The sequence below is a fragment of the Desulfomonile tiedjei DSM 6799 genome, assembly GCF_000266945.1.
Lineage (GTDB): Bacteria > Desulfobacterota > Desulfomonilia > Desulfomonilales > Desulfomonilaceae > Desulfomonile > Desulfomonile tiedjei.
Genome location: NC_018025.1, coordinates 6,189,251 through 6,204,296, shown reverse-complemented (window position 1 = coordinate 6,204,296; position 15,046 = coordinate 6,189,251). Strand labels below are relative to the sequence as shown.

Sequence of the window (15,046 nt, the reverse complement as noted above, 5' to 3'; positions counted from 1 at the left end):
AGGAGAGTAAAGCGCCATGGCTAATATGACACTATCCACCCGAGATTCGGGACACGGTGCTTCCGCCTCTCCGTGGAAAGCAGTTCTGTGGGTAATCTGGCTGATCCTCATGGTCACCGGCCTAATCGGCGTGTTCCAGCGCTTCGGGTCAGGCCACCTCGCAGCAGGCTACGGATCGTACGTTCCCTGGGGGTTGTGGATCGGACTCTACTTCCTTGGCGTAGGCATTTCAGGTGGCTCGTTCATAATCGGAGCAGTGGGCTATATTTTCGGAGTGCCCGGTTTCAGCAGACCGTCTGAATTGCGCATTGCTATTGTACTGAGCCTCGCAGCATTGATACCAGCTTTCATCGGTGTCGCGCTCGATCTCGGACGCACGGAGCGACTGATCAAGGTACTTACTTCACCCACGTTCACCAGCATGATGGCGTTCAATGCATGGATGTACAACATCTTCATAGTGGTTGCTGCAGTTAGTTGGCTGCTGACATTTAAAGTGAATTCCTCATGGCTAAAACCCTTGCTGATATTCGGCGCATTCCTGTCCATATTGTTCCCCAGTCAAAGCGGGGTGTTCTTTGAAGCCGTGAGGACCAATGAATTCTGGCACAGCCCCATTTTGTCAGTACTGTTTCTTGCCTCCGCAATTGCTCTTGGTGCGGCTGGACTCATCCTGGTGAGAGCGTTGCTTTGGCATGAATCCGCCAGTCGAAGTGCTTACGATAATGCTGTACGATGGCTGCGGACTGTAGCCATTGTCGCGATACTGGTCTATCTCGCATTTGAATTTGCGGAGTTTTCCATTGTCCTTTGGAATCCGGGACAGCATTCACCTAGCGTTGATTTCTTGCTATTCGGCGATTACCGGCAAGTCTTCTGGATCCTTCATCTACTGGTTGGAGCACTCATCCCTTTGGCACTCTTTGCTACAAATCACAGAGGCCTTTGGGTGATCGGTGCACTTCTCACGGGACTGGGATTTGCTGCGGCTAGAATGTGCATCCTTGTCCCCGGTCAGATCGCCGGCCATATTCCCGGCCTTCAGCAAGCATTCCAGGATGCTCGGCTCACTTACAGTTATCATCCCACTTCAATGGAGTACTTGATCGGCTTTTTCATGGTGGCTGTTGGGATGGCAATCTTTTACCTCGGGATTCGATTGGGCAGAACGTTCGCTTCCAGCCCGGAGCATGGATACGGCGATTCAATCGAGCAAAATACTGGCTTACAGACCGGAACAGCAGCGTGAGGTGGAATATGAACGATACGAAGGACAACCATAGAGAAAGTAGAAGAAGCTTTCTGGCAGGCGGAGCACTCCTCGGAACAGGCCTTCTTGTTTCAGGTCCCAAGGTATTGGCCGGGCAAAATAATGAGGGAAGAAGCGCCGTACTGAACGGCAAGAGATCGGATGCAGCTTACGAGTTGGTGAAACCTATCAATATGATCTATTCAGTATGTTTGCAGTGCAATACGGGTTGTGGAATCACCTGCAAACAGCAGAATGGAGTGATAACCAAGATCGACGGCAATCCCTACAACCCCTGGACTCTGCTGCCCCATTTGCCCTATTCCACTCATCCCCGGGATGCTGCACCAGTGGATGGATCGATCTGTCCTAAAGGTCAGGCCGGACTTCAGACTGCCTATGATCCTTACCGCTTGCGAAAAGTTCTCAAGAGGGCAGGAAAACGTGGCGAGAATAAATGGGTCTCCATTCCATTCGATCAGGCTGTTCAAGAGATTTGCGATGGCGGAAAGCTCTTCGCCGAAGTACCTGGTGAGGAAAACCGTCAAGTCGAAGGGCTGAAAAAACTCCGTGCACTGACAGATCCGAAGATCTCGAAGGAGATGGCCGGGGATGTGAAGAATATTTTGGATGAAAAAGACAAGGTGAAGAAGAAAGCTCTCGTCGAAGAGTTCAAATCCAAGCACGCTACAGATCTGGACAAACTCATCGATCCGAATCATCCCGACCTGGGGCCGCGAAATAATCAGATAGTCCTCGCCTGGGGCAGACTCAAAGGTGGCAGAGCAGAGCTGTACAAACGACTGGCCGAAGGACTTGGTACAACCAACGCTCACGGGCATACAACTGTGTGTCAGGGATCGCTCTATTTCACATGCAAGGCTATAAGCGAACAATACGTTGACGGTAAGTTTGCGGATGGTAAGAAGTTTTATTGGCAGGCAGACCTGGAAAATAGCCGCTTTGTTTTCTTTGTGGGTGCCAATCTGTTTGAGGGAAATTACGGGCCGCCCAACAGAGCAGTCAGGCTCACGGGTAACCTTGTGAGCGGCTATACCAAGATTGCAGTTGCAGACCCTCGTTTCAGCAAACTTGCATCAAAAGCATGGAAATGGTTGCCCATCAAACCCGGGACTGATGCTGCTTTGGCAGCCGGGATGATACAATGGATACTTGAAAACAAACGCTTTGATGCAAGATTCCTTTCTTGCGCAAATAAAGCCGCGGCGGTTATAGCCGGAGAAAACAGTTGGTCCAACGCGACATGGTTGGTGGAGATTAAGGACGGCAAGCCCGGTAAATTCGTACGAGCAGCGGACGTCGGTCTTGCCCAGCCGGAAGTGCGGAAGACCAAGGCCGGAAAAGAATACCAGGAGAAATTTGTCCTCGTGATGGTGCAAGGAAAACCGGTGGCGATAGACCCCAACGATGCCAAGACTCCCGTCAACGGAGATCTCTTTGTCGATACAACGCTGCCCGACGGAACGATGGTGAAGAGCAGCCTGCAAGTGCTTCTCGAGTCTTCAAAGCAACGCACGTTGAGGGAGTGGGCCGACATCTCGGGGGTCAAAGAATCCGATATGATTGCAGTGGCCCGGGAACTGACCAGCTATGGAAAGAGGGCTGCCGTAGATATCCACAGGGGGCCGGCCCAGCACACAAACGGTTTTTATAACGTCCTCTCGTGGATGACGGTTAACATGCTCCTGGGAAACTTCGATGCCAAAGGCGGAATGATTGCGGCAAGCACGTACGATTATATGGGCAAGGGAAAACTTTATGAACTTGCTTCTAATCCCCGCAAAACTGCTTCATTCGGTATCAGCTCGATTCGTCATGGCGTGGATTACGAGAAGACGACCATTTTCTCCGGATATCCTGCTAAACGAAATTGGTACCCTCTGAGCAGCGATATCTATGAAGAAATAGTTCCATCCATTGGAGATGCGTATCCTTACCCGGCGAAGGCACTCTTCCTCTATATGGGTGCACCGACTTATTCATTGCCTGCCGGCCATACCAATATCAAAATCCTTTGCGATACTGAGAAAATCCCTCTTTTTATAGCAAATGATATTCTCATAGGAACCACGTCCATGTATGCGGATTATATATTCCCGGATTTGTCCCATCTTGAACGATGGGAGTTCCAGGGAAGCCATCCGTGCGTGCCTAATAAAGTGCAACCCGTCAGGCAACCTGCCATGGCCCCCATTCCCGAGGAATGCACAGTTTACGGCCAAAAAATGCCGATGAGCTTTGAATCGATGATTCTCGGAATAGCTGAAAGGCTCGAACTCCCGGGATTCGGGGAAGATGCATTTGGAAAAGGGATAGACCTGAAACATCCGGACGACTTCTATCTCCGTGCGGCAGCCAATTTGGCGTTTGGGGAAAAACCCGACGGTTCGGCCGCGGTACCTGATGCAGAGGAAACGGAAATGCAAATTTTCCGTGAAGCTCGCCGATATCTTCCCACCAGTGTTTACGATGAGGCGAGATGGAAGAAAATTGCCGGGGAAAAGAACTGGCCAAAAGTAGTATACGTGCTCAATAGAGGCGGAAGATTCGAAGACTGGGTCAAGGGATATAAGGACGATCGAGTAGCTCATCCCTATGGGAAATTGCTGAACATGTATCAGGAGAAAACTTCTTCGACGGTACACTCCGGAACAGGAAAGAAGAACCTGGGATATGCAGCGTATATTCCCATCATGGATTACCACGGCAAGGAACCCGAAGCCTTGCGCAAGGGACACGACTTTGCGATGATAACTCACCGGACTATTTCTCAGTGCAAGAGCCGTACCGTCGCTGACCCTTGGCTCACGCCCATCATGCCTGAGAATGGCTTCCTCGTGAACCCTGAAGACGCCAAACGCCTCGGACTCAAGAACGGAGACCTCGCGAAAGTCGTAAGTGCCTCAAATCCGTCGGGTGAATGGGACCTGGGAGCCGGCAACAAAAAACTCATGGTCGGCAAAGTGATATTCACTCAGACTGTGCGACCCGGGGTCATGAGCTTTGCATTAGGATTCGGCCACTGGGCAACCGGAGCTGCTGACGTCACGGTCGACGGCCACCTGATCAAGGGTGAACCGAGAAGAGTCGCAGGTGTGCATGCCAATGCTGCCATGTGGGTGGACCCGGCTCTCAAGAATACCTGCATGCTTGATCCGGTTGGAGGAAGCGTCAGTTTTTACGATACGCATGTCCGCCTTGTCCCTGCGTAGGCGTATAAGGGTATAAGGGCGACCGCATAGAGCGATCCCCCTTATACGATTCCTCCGGCTCAATCGGGTGCTTCACTCGCCAAGCCTTTGTGCATTTTCGGTTGCCAATCGCTTCAGAATGCCAACGAAATCTGGGCCTGTATCCCTCTGATTTTCACTTCAATGTTAGGGTCTCCGGATTCCATAAGGACGAGCGTCTGACTGGCTGGGTGATAATTCTGTTCGGCAGCCTTCCGGAGCCATCTAATTCCCTCGACAGCGTCTTTCGCTACGCCGTCACCCAAACTGTACATCGTTCCCAGGGCATATTGCGCTGCCGCTAAACCTGCATCGGCTGCAAGGCGATACCATCGGGTCGCTTCCATCAGATCTCTTTTCCCTGCTTTGCCGAATTGGTAAATGACTCCCAGAGCATATTGAGCATGGGTGTCTCCGTTTTCCGCTGCCTGGCGAAACCAGAGCAACGCTTCCTCGGCATTCTGTTTCACACCCCGGCCGTAATAAAGCATGCGGCCAACAGCGTACTGAGCAGCAGCATGACCCTGTTTGGCGGCCTTATTGAACCAGGTGAATGCAGTCTCCGGGCTTTTGGGAATTCCTTTGCCCTGTAGGCAGATGACACCCATGTCGAATTGCGCCTGAGCATTTCCCTTCTCCGCCAGCTTCACTATAGCTTTGGGGGACGTATCCCGCGCAGCGGCATTCTTGATAGCCCCAAAGTAGGTGACGAGAAAAAGGGCAGCCAAAATATACGGGAGTCTCACTCCTGGAAAGGAATGTCGTTCAATCTTGCGTTCGTTGTTAAAAGCGACTTGATTCATAGCAGATGCCTTGTGATCCGTTTCTATTCACGAGCGTTGCCCCTTGATGAGTCCTCAACCGCTTCAACCACTCAACACACACATATGTATGCCCTGTGAAAATGCTCATCACCGTTAATTTGTGCTCTGAAAAAGAGACAGTAAGGCTTTCTGAAAGTTCCGCAAATCTGAAAAGACGGCTCGTCGGGCACAGTTGTCTCTATGAATTTCTTCTCAGAGTTGTCTCAATGATCGGGTATCGAATTCGAATGTGCGAAAAAGTAAAGCTTCCGGTGGTCAGCTCATCTGAACCACGTTCACGAATCAGACAAATCAAAGAAAAGGTGCTGAAATGAAACGAACTGCGCTCCCCATGACAGCAACATTCGTAATTCTATTTCTCGTGTTGGAGTTTTGTTCCGGTGCTGCCTCTGCCTGGTCCGCCAGGCCGGATGAGTTTCCCAGTCCGGAGAACCTTGATTACGTACTCACACAGATGTTTCCTCCCGAATCGATCGTGCCTCCCTACAGAATTGAAGTCTGGGTTGCCAGCACAACAGGCAAAAGCCGTGAAGGAGCCAAGACGCTCATTGAGGATTGCCTGAAGGAAAACCTCAGAGGATTGGCACGGACCGAACCCGTAGGTTTTGTCAGCTCGGAAAATGCACTTTTAAGGATCCGAGTTTGGTTCACCCAGCCTGAAGGGCCGGAGGCGGGAGAATGTTACGACACCACTTTCGCTGTGGTGGTGGGCAAAATAGACCACGCACATCCACTTTCAGAGATCGTCCTCGACGCTTACAGCTTCGCCGGAATTTATGAACGTCAACTGTACCAGATTTGCGAAAAGATCATCCTGAGGCTCGACTTAAAGGTTCTCTCAGTCCTGAGAAGTATAGAGTCTGCAACCCACCGGAGATGATCGGACTGTACGGTCAGAATGGCATCGAACGACTACGCCGATACCTTCATACTCACCTTTGAAGCTGGGCACAAATCTCAGCCAGCTCCGTAGCTGCTGCTTCAAACCGTGACACGTCGGTGGCTATTGCGGTGGAATGCTCCTTCCGCTTGACGTACGCCGCGTGAATGGCTCCATGTGTAGCCGCAACAATGTCCTGGAAGCGCTGATCGAGAAGTAAACCGAAACGCTGGAACGCATCCCTCAGATTCTGAAGGGTCGCCCATCGTAGGCTCTCGACATTCTGATTTACCAACGTATCGATTTGACGGTACAATCTTCGCTTTTGACGATCCTTCATCATGTTCTCGGGCAGAACCTTGGTCAAGAGTTTAGATTGAAACTTGGCATGAAGTCTGGAATGAAGTTTGGTCAGGAGCTTATCGAGTTCTTCCTCGGGAATCACTATCGGGAGAGATGGAACCTGTTTTCTCTGCACCCAATAAGGCCGACTTTTCATCTCAAAGGCTTCTGAGCTATCGGGAGCATGATACGAGATGTCGAAGAGGTGCACGGCAGCTTTTCGCACACGATCGATCAAGTCGTCCGCTCGCTGCTGGTGAGGCTTCAAAGTCTCAGTCACAAGGAGCTTGAATTTACCGGACGCCCCTTCAGCAGCGGTTTCGAAGAAGGAGACGACCTCCTTGGCCATAGCATCGAGGATCGCCTGTTCCGATACGTCGTTATCCTTACTAACATCCAGCGAAGCTTTAAGTATTCGTTCCAATTTGGCGCTAAACTGCTTACGAAGCTCTTCGGCCTCCTTCTCCAGCGTCCCCAAAGAGCGCTTGAGGTCTCCGGTCAGAAGGTCTTGAGCTGTCAATCGCTCTCTATCGGCATTTTTGAGCTCCTCGGCGAAAACCTCAAGCCGCCGTTCGAGATCTTCAAGTGGCATGCGCAATGATTTTATCGAGAGGTTCAATCGTATGAGCGTATCGTTCAGCACGTCTCCGGATTTCCGACTCAATGCCTCTCGAAGCGCATTTAGCTTTTCAGAGGCAAGAAAGCACACGAGGTGGTTTTCGACTTCTTCAAGACCGCTCTCGTTCCATAAGCGAGAGTCTTCAAGTAGTTTCGCGTCCAATCCCAGGCGAGTCGAAACACAGAAAATCGGGTAATCGTCCGCGGCCTCCATCTTCTCAGCGAGCACTTTCTTAAAGAATCCCAGAGCCGCTTCTCTCTCTGTTTCGCTCAGGTAGTCGATTTTATTAAAAATGAAAAACAGTCGTGCGACTTTGGACTTTACTGCCTGGAGGAATTCCGCTTCCACTTCTGTAAGAGGCGGATCGGCTGAGACCACGAATAAGGCAGCATCACACTGTGGAAGAAAATTGAGTGTAGCTTGGGTGTTGTGCGTGAGTGTGGAACCAATTCCAGGAGTATCGATTAGAACAACTCCGTGTTGCAGAATCGGTGCGGGATGCAGAATGTCGACTTGAGTAACGCCTAGCCGATTCTTCGGGTTACCTTCTTCCGTGACAAAGCTCTCAAGTATTTTGACCGCCTCTTCTACAGGCTTTCCCACGAACTCATCCGCAGGTCTCCCATTCCGATAGCGCACGGAAATACGCAAATCAGGTCCGTACTGCACGAAGGTAGGAATTGCGGTCAAGGGAACAACAGATGTCGGTAACAGGGCGTGTCCCAGCAGGGAGTTCAGCAAGCTACTCTTACCCCGTTTGAACTGGCCCAATATGGCAAGGTGAAAACGTCCTTCTTCAAATCGCTTCTGAAGGGCGAGAAGTCTGTCTCTGTCAGCAAGAAAACCTTCCCCAAGGTCTGCGACTTTCTCGATCGCCTCGCCGAGAAGAAGACGAAAATTGTTAAGATTCCGAAACTCCATATCCGGTTTACAGGACCCGGCCTCCGGATCCGCTTGTCGCGATTTTGGGAAAACCACTAAAAATCCTCCTCGTCGAGGCTTCAGGCTCGGCTCGGCGAGCGCAAGAAAACTACAAAACATCTTCCGGTACCTTATGCTTAGAGCACACCCCCAGCTATAAGGTCTCACGACAGGCCATGAGCCATAAATGCCCATCCTTCGGCATTACCGTTTCCTGTCAATGGGTTGATTATGATGGCTTTCCATAAGAAGTCAAGATGTGACAAGCGGACGGGTTGCAGACCTTTCAGGAAACATGATATTCCGTTAGTCAAAATCACAGGCATGATACTGTCACAACAAGAACGAATAGAGAGTGGATAATCCATTGCATGCACTTGTAGAGTTGCACAATGTGTCCGTATTTCGAGACCGTACAAACATATTGTCCGACATTACCTGGACGCTTTCCGCAGGTCAAAATTGGGCTGTCCTCGGAGGGAACGGAGTTGGTAAGACCACGTTCCTGAGATTAGTGCGGGGAGACATCTGGCCGTCCCCTAATTGCGGTGTTCGCTTATTCCACGTCAACGGCACAGTTCGGGAGAGCCCAATAGGCTTTCGGGAGAAGACTGGGATAGTTTCCCCTGAACTTCTGGACAGCTACAAACGAAACAGGTGGAATATCAAGGCGCTGGATGTGGTAATGTCCGGCTTTTTCGACACGGCGTATCTTCATCAGAAGCCGAAAGTGGAGGAAATGGCCCGCTCCAAAGAGGTCGTTGCGTCTCTGGGCATCGAGGAATTGATCGAGAAAGATTTCTTGAGCCTGTCCTTGGGTCAGGCAAAGAGAATTCTCATCGCCCGTGCAATAGTCCATAAACCGACACTGCTCATATTGGACGAACTTGGCACAGGATTGGACAGGGAATCACATAATGTGATCATGAAAATCATTGAGGACCTGGCCGCAAATGGGACACAGATCTTGTGCTCTACCCATATCAAAGAAGATCTTCCTTCTGCAGTAACCCATTTTCTCGAATTGGATGAAGGAAAAATCGTGGGTAATGGACGAAAAGCGATGCTACCGACCGTGGAGAAAAAAGGATCTACCAAACTGTTTACTTCTCGGACTCCTGAATATTCCGCGGTCTCCAATAGTATTCCTTTGATTGCGATCGAGAATGCCGATGTATTTCGCAAAGGCAAACTGGTTCTGCAAAGCATCAACTGGAAAATCAAAACCGGCGAAAACTGGGCGGTGTTAGGATGCAATGGCTCAGGAAAGAGCACGTTGCTCAAATTGATCTCTGGCGATCTGGCTCCAGCATGGGGAGGCAGTATAACAAGATTCGGGGACGAAGCCTCTCACAACCTGTGGGAAATTCGTCGTAGAATCGGCCTGGTGTCTGCGGACATCCAGGCATGGCATGAGTATCGGCAAACTGGTTTGGATGTTGTAATTTCGGGTTTTTCCGGGAGCATAGGAGTCCCTGGTCCAGTGTCCGAAAAACAGTCCCGAGCCGCACGACAATGGCTACAGGATTATGATTTGGAACATCTGGCAGATCGGAATATTCAGACTTTGTCTTACGGCCAACTTCGCATTCTTCTGATCTTAAGAGCTATGGTCATCAACCCGGCAATGCTACTGCTGGATGAACCTCTTTCCGGTTTGGATAGAAGAATTGGATCGCAGATTTTAAATCTGCTTGATTCACTGGCATGCTCGGGAACGGCTTTGGTTTACAGTACGCACAGGATCGGCGAACTGCCGATGGCAATAACAAAGGCACTCATTTTAGAGAATGGGAGAATCGATTATTGCGGTGATCTGGAATCAGCGCCCTGACACGCCGTCCAAATCCTTATCAGTTCTTCAGGATATCTTCACGACCGAAATCGGGACGGGTGCTCTTACCGGATTCAAGTGCTGCTATCCAACTGTCTACCCGCTGTTCACCATAGGTTTTCTTCCATCCGGCCACAATGAGCGCAACAGGGATATCGGAATAACACCCGTAATATTCAACGTATTCCATGAACTTCTTGTTATCCAGGCTGTAGGCATGAAAAAGGGAATCCTCACGTCCGTTGAACTCGAGAGGCGGTACACTATGCTTTTTGCATAATTCAATATTGAACGCCGGGGTGCATTTGACCCATTTTCCATCCAGAAAGAACTCGACAAATCCGTGATAGTCAAAGATATCCGACCCCATGAATTCTATAAGCTGTCTCGTAGCCAGATGATTTCGAACTGCGGCAAACCCCACCCGTGATGCAATCGAGCAAGCTCTGCCTAAAGCGCACAGGAGCGAAGCCTTGGGGACACAAAATCCTCGGCGTTGTTTCAATACGTAGCTGGCACGATAGTGTTCAGGTAAATAGAACGGCGTGTAGGGATCGTAAAGAATGTTGTCACGAACGACCAGATAAAGCTTCACTGCCATTTCGATCGGATCGTCCGCCCCAGTCACTACATCATGTGCGAAATCTCGTACACTTTTGTCATCGCTGTCTATTATCGCTGTTGGGCTCAGATACTTCGAAAAATCTACGGTCATGCGTGTCCTCGACTTTTATTCGGATATTCCCTGGCGGAAAACTTTGAAGGCAATCGCTCAAAATGATTCAAATTCGCCATCTTGGGGATTCGGCGGCAACCCGGCCGAGTTTGGTTCCCGACGCCGTCGCCAAACTACATCCTTTTAACAATGTTCTCCCCAACATCTTAATCGGAATGGAAATACTTCGACACCGGATTTGCACCGGAACAAATAAGATACCATGAGTCCAGTTGAAGTAGCTGCAAAAAGTAACAAATCATCTAAAAAAGAAAACTGCCAAAGGAGTCTCGCTTACTCGACAGTTTCATTAATCTTTTCGCGACCCAAAAGTTCACTCGAAGTGCGATACGCGCACTAAAAATCGGGTCGATCTCGCGATTCGGGGTTTATCCCCCGGCGGTTGCCGGCGTTCGGTATGTTCCAGGAAGGTTGCGTCCTGTCAACTCACGCGAACTTGATCGCGTTCGAGGCAACGCGGCATCGGATTCACCTCGGCTTTGCTTGAAATAATAGTGATTGAACCGTAACAATTCAGTTACTCGGGGTAGAGAGAATCTTTTCTCGGATCACAGTCCTTCCAACTTTCCAAATCCCCCCAAATCCCCCTTTACTAAGGGGGGAATTTCGGGTTGCTTCTTTACCCCCCCTTTTATAAAGGGGGGGGAGGGGGGATTTTCCCCACGTATAACTGAATGGATACATTGAACCCGACTTCAGCATTGACAAAGAGCCTTCCATTGAAGTACCTGAAATTGGCCAAATCGAAGAATTTCGGATATCGATAGGTCGGAAACAGGTCCTGATACCAATGTTCGTTCAAAGAAGTAATCCCGCCACCGGCGGGAGCAAATCCGGTCCCGGCATGTCTCCGAAGCGAAGTCAGGCGATGCCGTTTGTAGCGAAGGAGATTTGGCGGGACCGGCCCAAAACAGATCTCTCAATATTCCCTCTATGAAAGCATATTGGTATGAGCACCACATTCTCGGGATGGCACTATGCAAAACTCTGTTACAAGAAAGGCTACAATAATTGCATCCGGTAATACTGACTATATTTCTTCTGATTTGCAGCAATGTCTTCATGACCTTTGCATGGTATGCGCACCTCAAGGAGCTCAATAACAAAATATGGGTTATTGCAGCGCTGGTCAGTTGGGGAATCGCGCTATTCGAATATTTGCTTCAAGTTCCTGCTAATCGCATTGGATATACCGTCTTATCAGTGGGACAACTGAAGATTATTCAAGAAGTGATAACTTTAAGCGTTTTCATTCCATTTTCAATCTTCTATCTGGGAGAGCCGTTGGAAAGAGATTATCTTTGGGCTGGTCTTTGTCTTTTGGGAGCTGTCTTTTTCATTTTCCGCGGTAAATTCGCTTAATGGCAACCTGGTAGAGGCTATGATTGACAGACTACATCCAATGAATCAGGTCGGCTCACTTTTACCGCGAACCCTCTCCAGCAGAGATGAATTTGTGCACTCCAACTTCATCTCAATCGATACCGGACTGTTGCCTGATGCTGCGCGCCATTGCTGACACATCCTCGTCGCCGTACCCGTTGGCAATGATCCCATTCTCTACCTGATCCACCAGAGCGGCCACTGGGAGGGTCACACCGAGTTTTCTCGCGGTTTCAAGGGCTATTCTCAAATCTTTCTGATGAAGCTTTACGCGAAATCCTAGAGGGTAGTTGTTATCAATCATGTTCTTCGATCTATTTGTGAGTACCCAGGAACTTGCCGCGCCTCCGCCGATAGCCTGGACCACTTTTTCCATGTCCAAACCTGCTTTGAGTCCCAGAACCATCCCTTCGGCAACGCTGAAATAAACGCCGGCGATAATGGTTTGATTAATGGCTTTCGTAAGCTGTCCTGCACCTATTGCACCCACATGAGTAACGGAAGTGCCCATAGATTTCAGGACGGGCAAGATTCTTTCCACGTCTTCGGGATCGCCGCCTGCCATAATGGCAAGAGTACCCTTTTCCGCGCCTTCAGAGCCACCCGACACAGGCGCATCCACCATTCTTATTCCTTTTGTTTCTAAGGCTTGAGCAATTCTGCAAGTCGCCTCGGGACTGATGGTGGACATATCAACCACGATAGAACCCGGCTGGGCGCCGTGAATGACGCCGTCCGTACCAAGTATCACATCTTCCACATCCGGAGTATCGCTGAGGCATGTCACTATCACTTCGGCTTGCCCTGCGGCATCTTTGGGCGAAGCCGCGCGGCTGGCACCACGCGTTGCCAATGGTTCTTCTTTGGCCGTTGTGCGGTTGTAAACGGTCAAGTCGTGACCGGCCTTCAATATATTCGAAGCCATCGGGCAGCCCATGGTGCCCAGCCCTATGAAAGCTACTTTCACTGCATCTTCCTTTCAGCAATAATTGCTACCGATTCCCAAGGAATGACCCTATCTGTTTGCAGAGGTGGTGATCCGCAGGAACGCTTTTCAGAAAGCGCTCAGGAAAAAATCTCAGGATTTAGACAATTGGGAGGTCTTCGGCCCTCTACCAACACGGAAATCAGGTTCTCCGCAGCCAATAATCCCATCTTCGTTCGGGTTTCAGTGGAAGCGCTGGCTATATGAGGCAAGATGACCACGTTATCCATGGAAATCAGCTCTTTTTCTATAGCGGGCTCGAACTCGAAGACATCCAGCCCTGCGCCTGCTATCTGCCCCTGCTGCAGTGCCTTAACCAGAGCTTTTTCGTCCAGAACCTCGCCTCTGGAGGTGTTGATGATATATGCGGAGCTCTTCATGAGTCCCAATTCGGGACCGCTTACCAGGTGGTGAGTCTCCGGTGTGAGAGGTACGTGCAGGGAGACAAAATCCGATTGAGAGAGAAGATCGGACTTGCTTACGAACTTGGCTCCCACTTTATTTTCCAGCTCGGAGTCTGCTCTCACGGAATCGTGGTAGAGAATGTTCATATCAAAGCCTGCTGCTCGTTTGGCCATAGCGAATCCAATGCGCCCAAGTCCCATGAGTCCCAAGGTTTTGTGATGTACGTCGGTTCCCAAGAACAAGAGCGGAGCCCAACCTTCGTACTTCCCAGCTCGGGCATAGGCGTCCGCGGGCACTACCTTGCGAGCCACGGCCAAAAGAAGAGTCATTGCCAGATCCGCGGTGGTGTCAGTCAGCACTCCGGGGGTGTTGGTGGCGGGAATCTTCCGCCTGGTGCACGCCGAGAGATCGATATTGTTGAAGCCAACCGCGTAATTGGCCACTATTTTCAACTGCGGGCCGGCTGCATCCAATACCTCGTCGTCAATACGGTCCGTCAAAAGCGGCAGTATGCCGTCCTTTCCTTTTACACCAGCCAGTAGCTCCTCACGGGTTAACACTCTGTCGTGAGGGTTGCACTCAACATTGAATTTGTCTGCCAGAACCTGCATAGCCCCTTCGGGCAAGCGCCTGGTCACGAATATTGTGGGAATCATCGGACGATCCTTTTCCTCAATTTTTGCTTGTTAAATTTGGCTCCAGGCCTGTTGCATGACCCGCTTTGCGTTCGCGATCACCAGAAGCGAATCCTGACCTTGCATGGGTTTGATCTCAAAACTGACCATAGGTCTTCTTTTTCCATCCAGGAATCCTATCTGTACAAGTGTGCGCAGGAAAGCCACCATCTCAGGGACACCATTCGCGCTACCCGGGGTTCCGAAGATCGGATGGTAGTCGCCATAACCGGGTAGATTCGGGTCCAGGACAGCATTTCCCAGATGAACGGCAGCAAGAAACTCCTTTACCGGTTCCAAAGCCTCCAGAGGCGATTCCCGAAGAAGCGGTATGTGGCTGAGGTCGACCATCAAACCGAGATTATCGTGTTCACGGGAGACAGCCTCGGCGACTTTTCGACAGAGAGCAGCCGGTCCAAGCAAGCAACATTTGTCCACATCGCAATCGAAAGCTTCTATGATTACGGTGGGGCCGTCTTGTTTCCTGGAATAGTCGCACAACTCGCTCAAAGAAACTATCAGCGCTTGGATAGCAGCTTCGCGTTTGTCTTCACCGGGGTCTTTGCCGGAAAGAACCACAAAACTCTGAGCTCCCATGAAGCAGGCTTCGTCCAGCAGCTCCTTCATCTTGGCGACAGCGTGGTCGCGACGATCTTTTTCCAGGGAATTCAGATCCAGTCCCTGGCCCAAGATAGTAGGGTGCGCTCCGAATCCTATATCAAGGGAGGCCAGTTGACATATGTCACGCACTCTTCGCCGCTGATGCTCATCAGCGATGTGAGTGATTTCTATAGCCGAGAAAAAAGGGTCCAGGGCTATCTGTTTCACAGTCTCTTCCCAGGGGCCTTCGCCGCCGGCCAGTTCCGGAAAAGCCATGAAATGTACTATACCCATACGGAGATATGCATCTTGAATTTTTTCCATGATCACCACAGCTCCTGAT

The 15,046-nt window shown here is 50.4% G+C and carries 11 protein-coding genes; 5 read left to right on the top strand and 6 right to left on the bottom strand.

From position 1 onward, the window contains the following. Positions 1-16: 16 nt before the first annotated feature. Both nrfD and DESTI_RS26680 read left to right on the top strand, forming a co-directional pair. Complete coding sequence (nrfD, locus tag DESTI_RS26685) at positions 17-1,249, top strand: NrfD/PsrC family molybdoenzyme membrane anchor subunit (RefSeq protein ID WP_014813069.1); 1,233 nt, start codon at positions 17-19, stop codon at positions 1,247-1,249. An 8-nt stretch (positions 1,250-1,257) separates the two neighbouring features. Further along, complete coding sequence (locus DESTI_RS26680) at positions 1,258-4,482, top strand: molybdopterin-dependent oxidoreductase (RefSeq protein ID WP_014813068.1); 3,225 nt, start codon at positions 1,258-1,260, stop codon at positions 4,480-4,482. 113 nt (positions 4,483-4,595) lie between these two features. Here DESTI_RS26680 and DESTI_RS26675 read toward each other — a convergent pair whose 3' ends face one another. Continuing rightward, positions 4,596-5,303 (bottom strand): tetratricopeptide repeat protein, encoded by a 708-nt coding sequence (locus DESTI_RS26675; protein WP_014813067.1) that lies wholly within the window; start codon positions 5,301-5,303, stop codon positions 4,596-4,598. A gap of 331 nt (positions 5,304-5,634) precedes the next feature. On the opposite strand from DESTI_RS26675, the gene DESTI_RS26665 reads away from it, so the two are divergent. Beyond that, positions 5,635-6,204 (top strand): hypothetical protein, encoded by a 570-nt coding sequence (locus tag DESTI_RS26665; protein ID WP_014813066.1) that lies wholly within the window; start codon positions 5,635-5,637, stop codon positions 6,202-6,204. A gap of 52 nt (positions 6,205-6,256) precedes the next feature. Here DESTI_RS26665 and DESTI_RS26660 read toward each other — a convergent pair whose 3' ends face one another. After that, positions 6,257-8,143, bottom strand: coding sequence for a dynamin family protein (locus tag DESTI_RS26660; RefSeq protein ID WP_014813065.1), 1,887 nt, complete (start codon positions 8,141-8,143; stop codon positions 6,257-6,259). Between the two features lie 310 nt (positions 8,144-8,453). On the opposite strand from DESTI_RS26660, the gene DESTI_RS26655 reads away from it, so the two are divergent. Further along, complete coding sequence (locus DESTI_RS26655; RefSeq protein ID WP_014813064.1) at positions 8,454-9,920, top strand: ABC transporter ATP-binding protein; 1,467 nt, start codon at positions 8,454-8,456, stop codon at positions 9,918-9,920. A 19-nt stretch (positions 9,921-9,939) separates the two neighbouring features. On the opposite strand, the gene DESTI_RS26650 is transcribed toward DESTI_RS26655, so the two are convergent. Next, positions 9,940-10,635 (bottom strand): transglutaminase-like domain-containing protein, encoded by a 696-nt coding sequence (locus DESTI_RS26650; protein WP_014813063.1) that lies wholly within the window; start codon positions 10,633-10,635, stop codon positions 9,940-9,942. Positions 10,636-11,667: 1,032 nt separating this feature from the next. Between DESTI_RS26650 and DESTI_RS26645 the strand changes: the two genes are divergently transcribed. After that, positions 11,668-12,018, top strand: coding sequence for a DMT family protein (locus tag DESTI_RS26645; RefSeq protein ID WP_014813062.1), 351 nt, complete (start codon positions 11,668-11,670; stop codon positions 12,016-12,018). Between the two features lie 112 nt (positions 12,019-12,130). Here DESTI_RS26645 and DESTI_RS26640 read toward each other — a convergent pair whose 3' ends face one another. The 3 genes from DESTI_RS26640 to DESTI_RS26630 form a co-directional block, all read right to left on the bottom strand. Next, positions 12,131-13,006, bottom strand: coding sequence for an NAD(P)-dependent oxidoreductase (locus tag DESTI_RS26640; protein WP_014813061.1), 876 nt, complete (start codon positions 13,004-13,006; stop codon positions 12,131-12,133). A gap of 98 nt (positions 13,007-13,104) precedes the next feature. Next, positions 13,105-14,085 carry a 2-hydroxyacid dehydrogenase gene (locus DESTI_RS26635; RefSeq protein ID WP_014813060.1) on the bottom strand — a complete coding sequence of 327 codons (981 nt, stop codon included), beginning with the start codon at positions 14,083-14,085 and terminating at the stop codon, positions 13,105-13,107. Between the two features lie 30 nt (positions 14,086-14,115). After that, on the bottom strand, positions 14,116-15,027 hold the full coding sequence (locus DESTI_RS26630; RefSeq protein WP_014813059.1) for a sugar phosphate isomerase/epimerase family protein: 912 nt from the start codon (positions 15,025-15,027) through the stop codon (positions 14,116-14,118). Positions 15,028-15,046 lie beyond the last annotated feature (19 nt).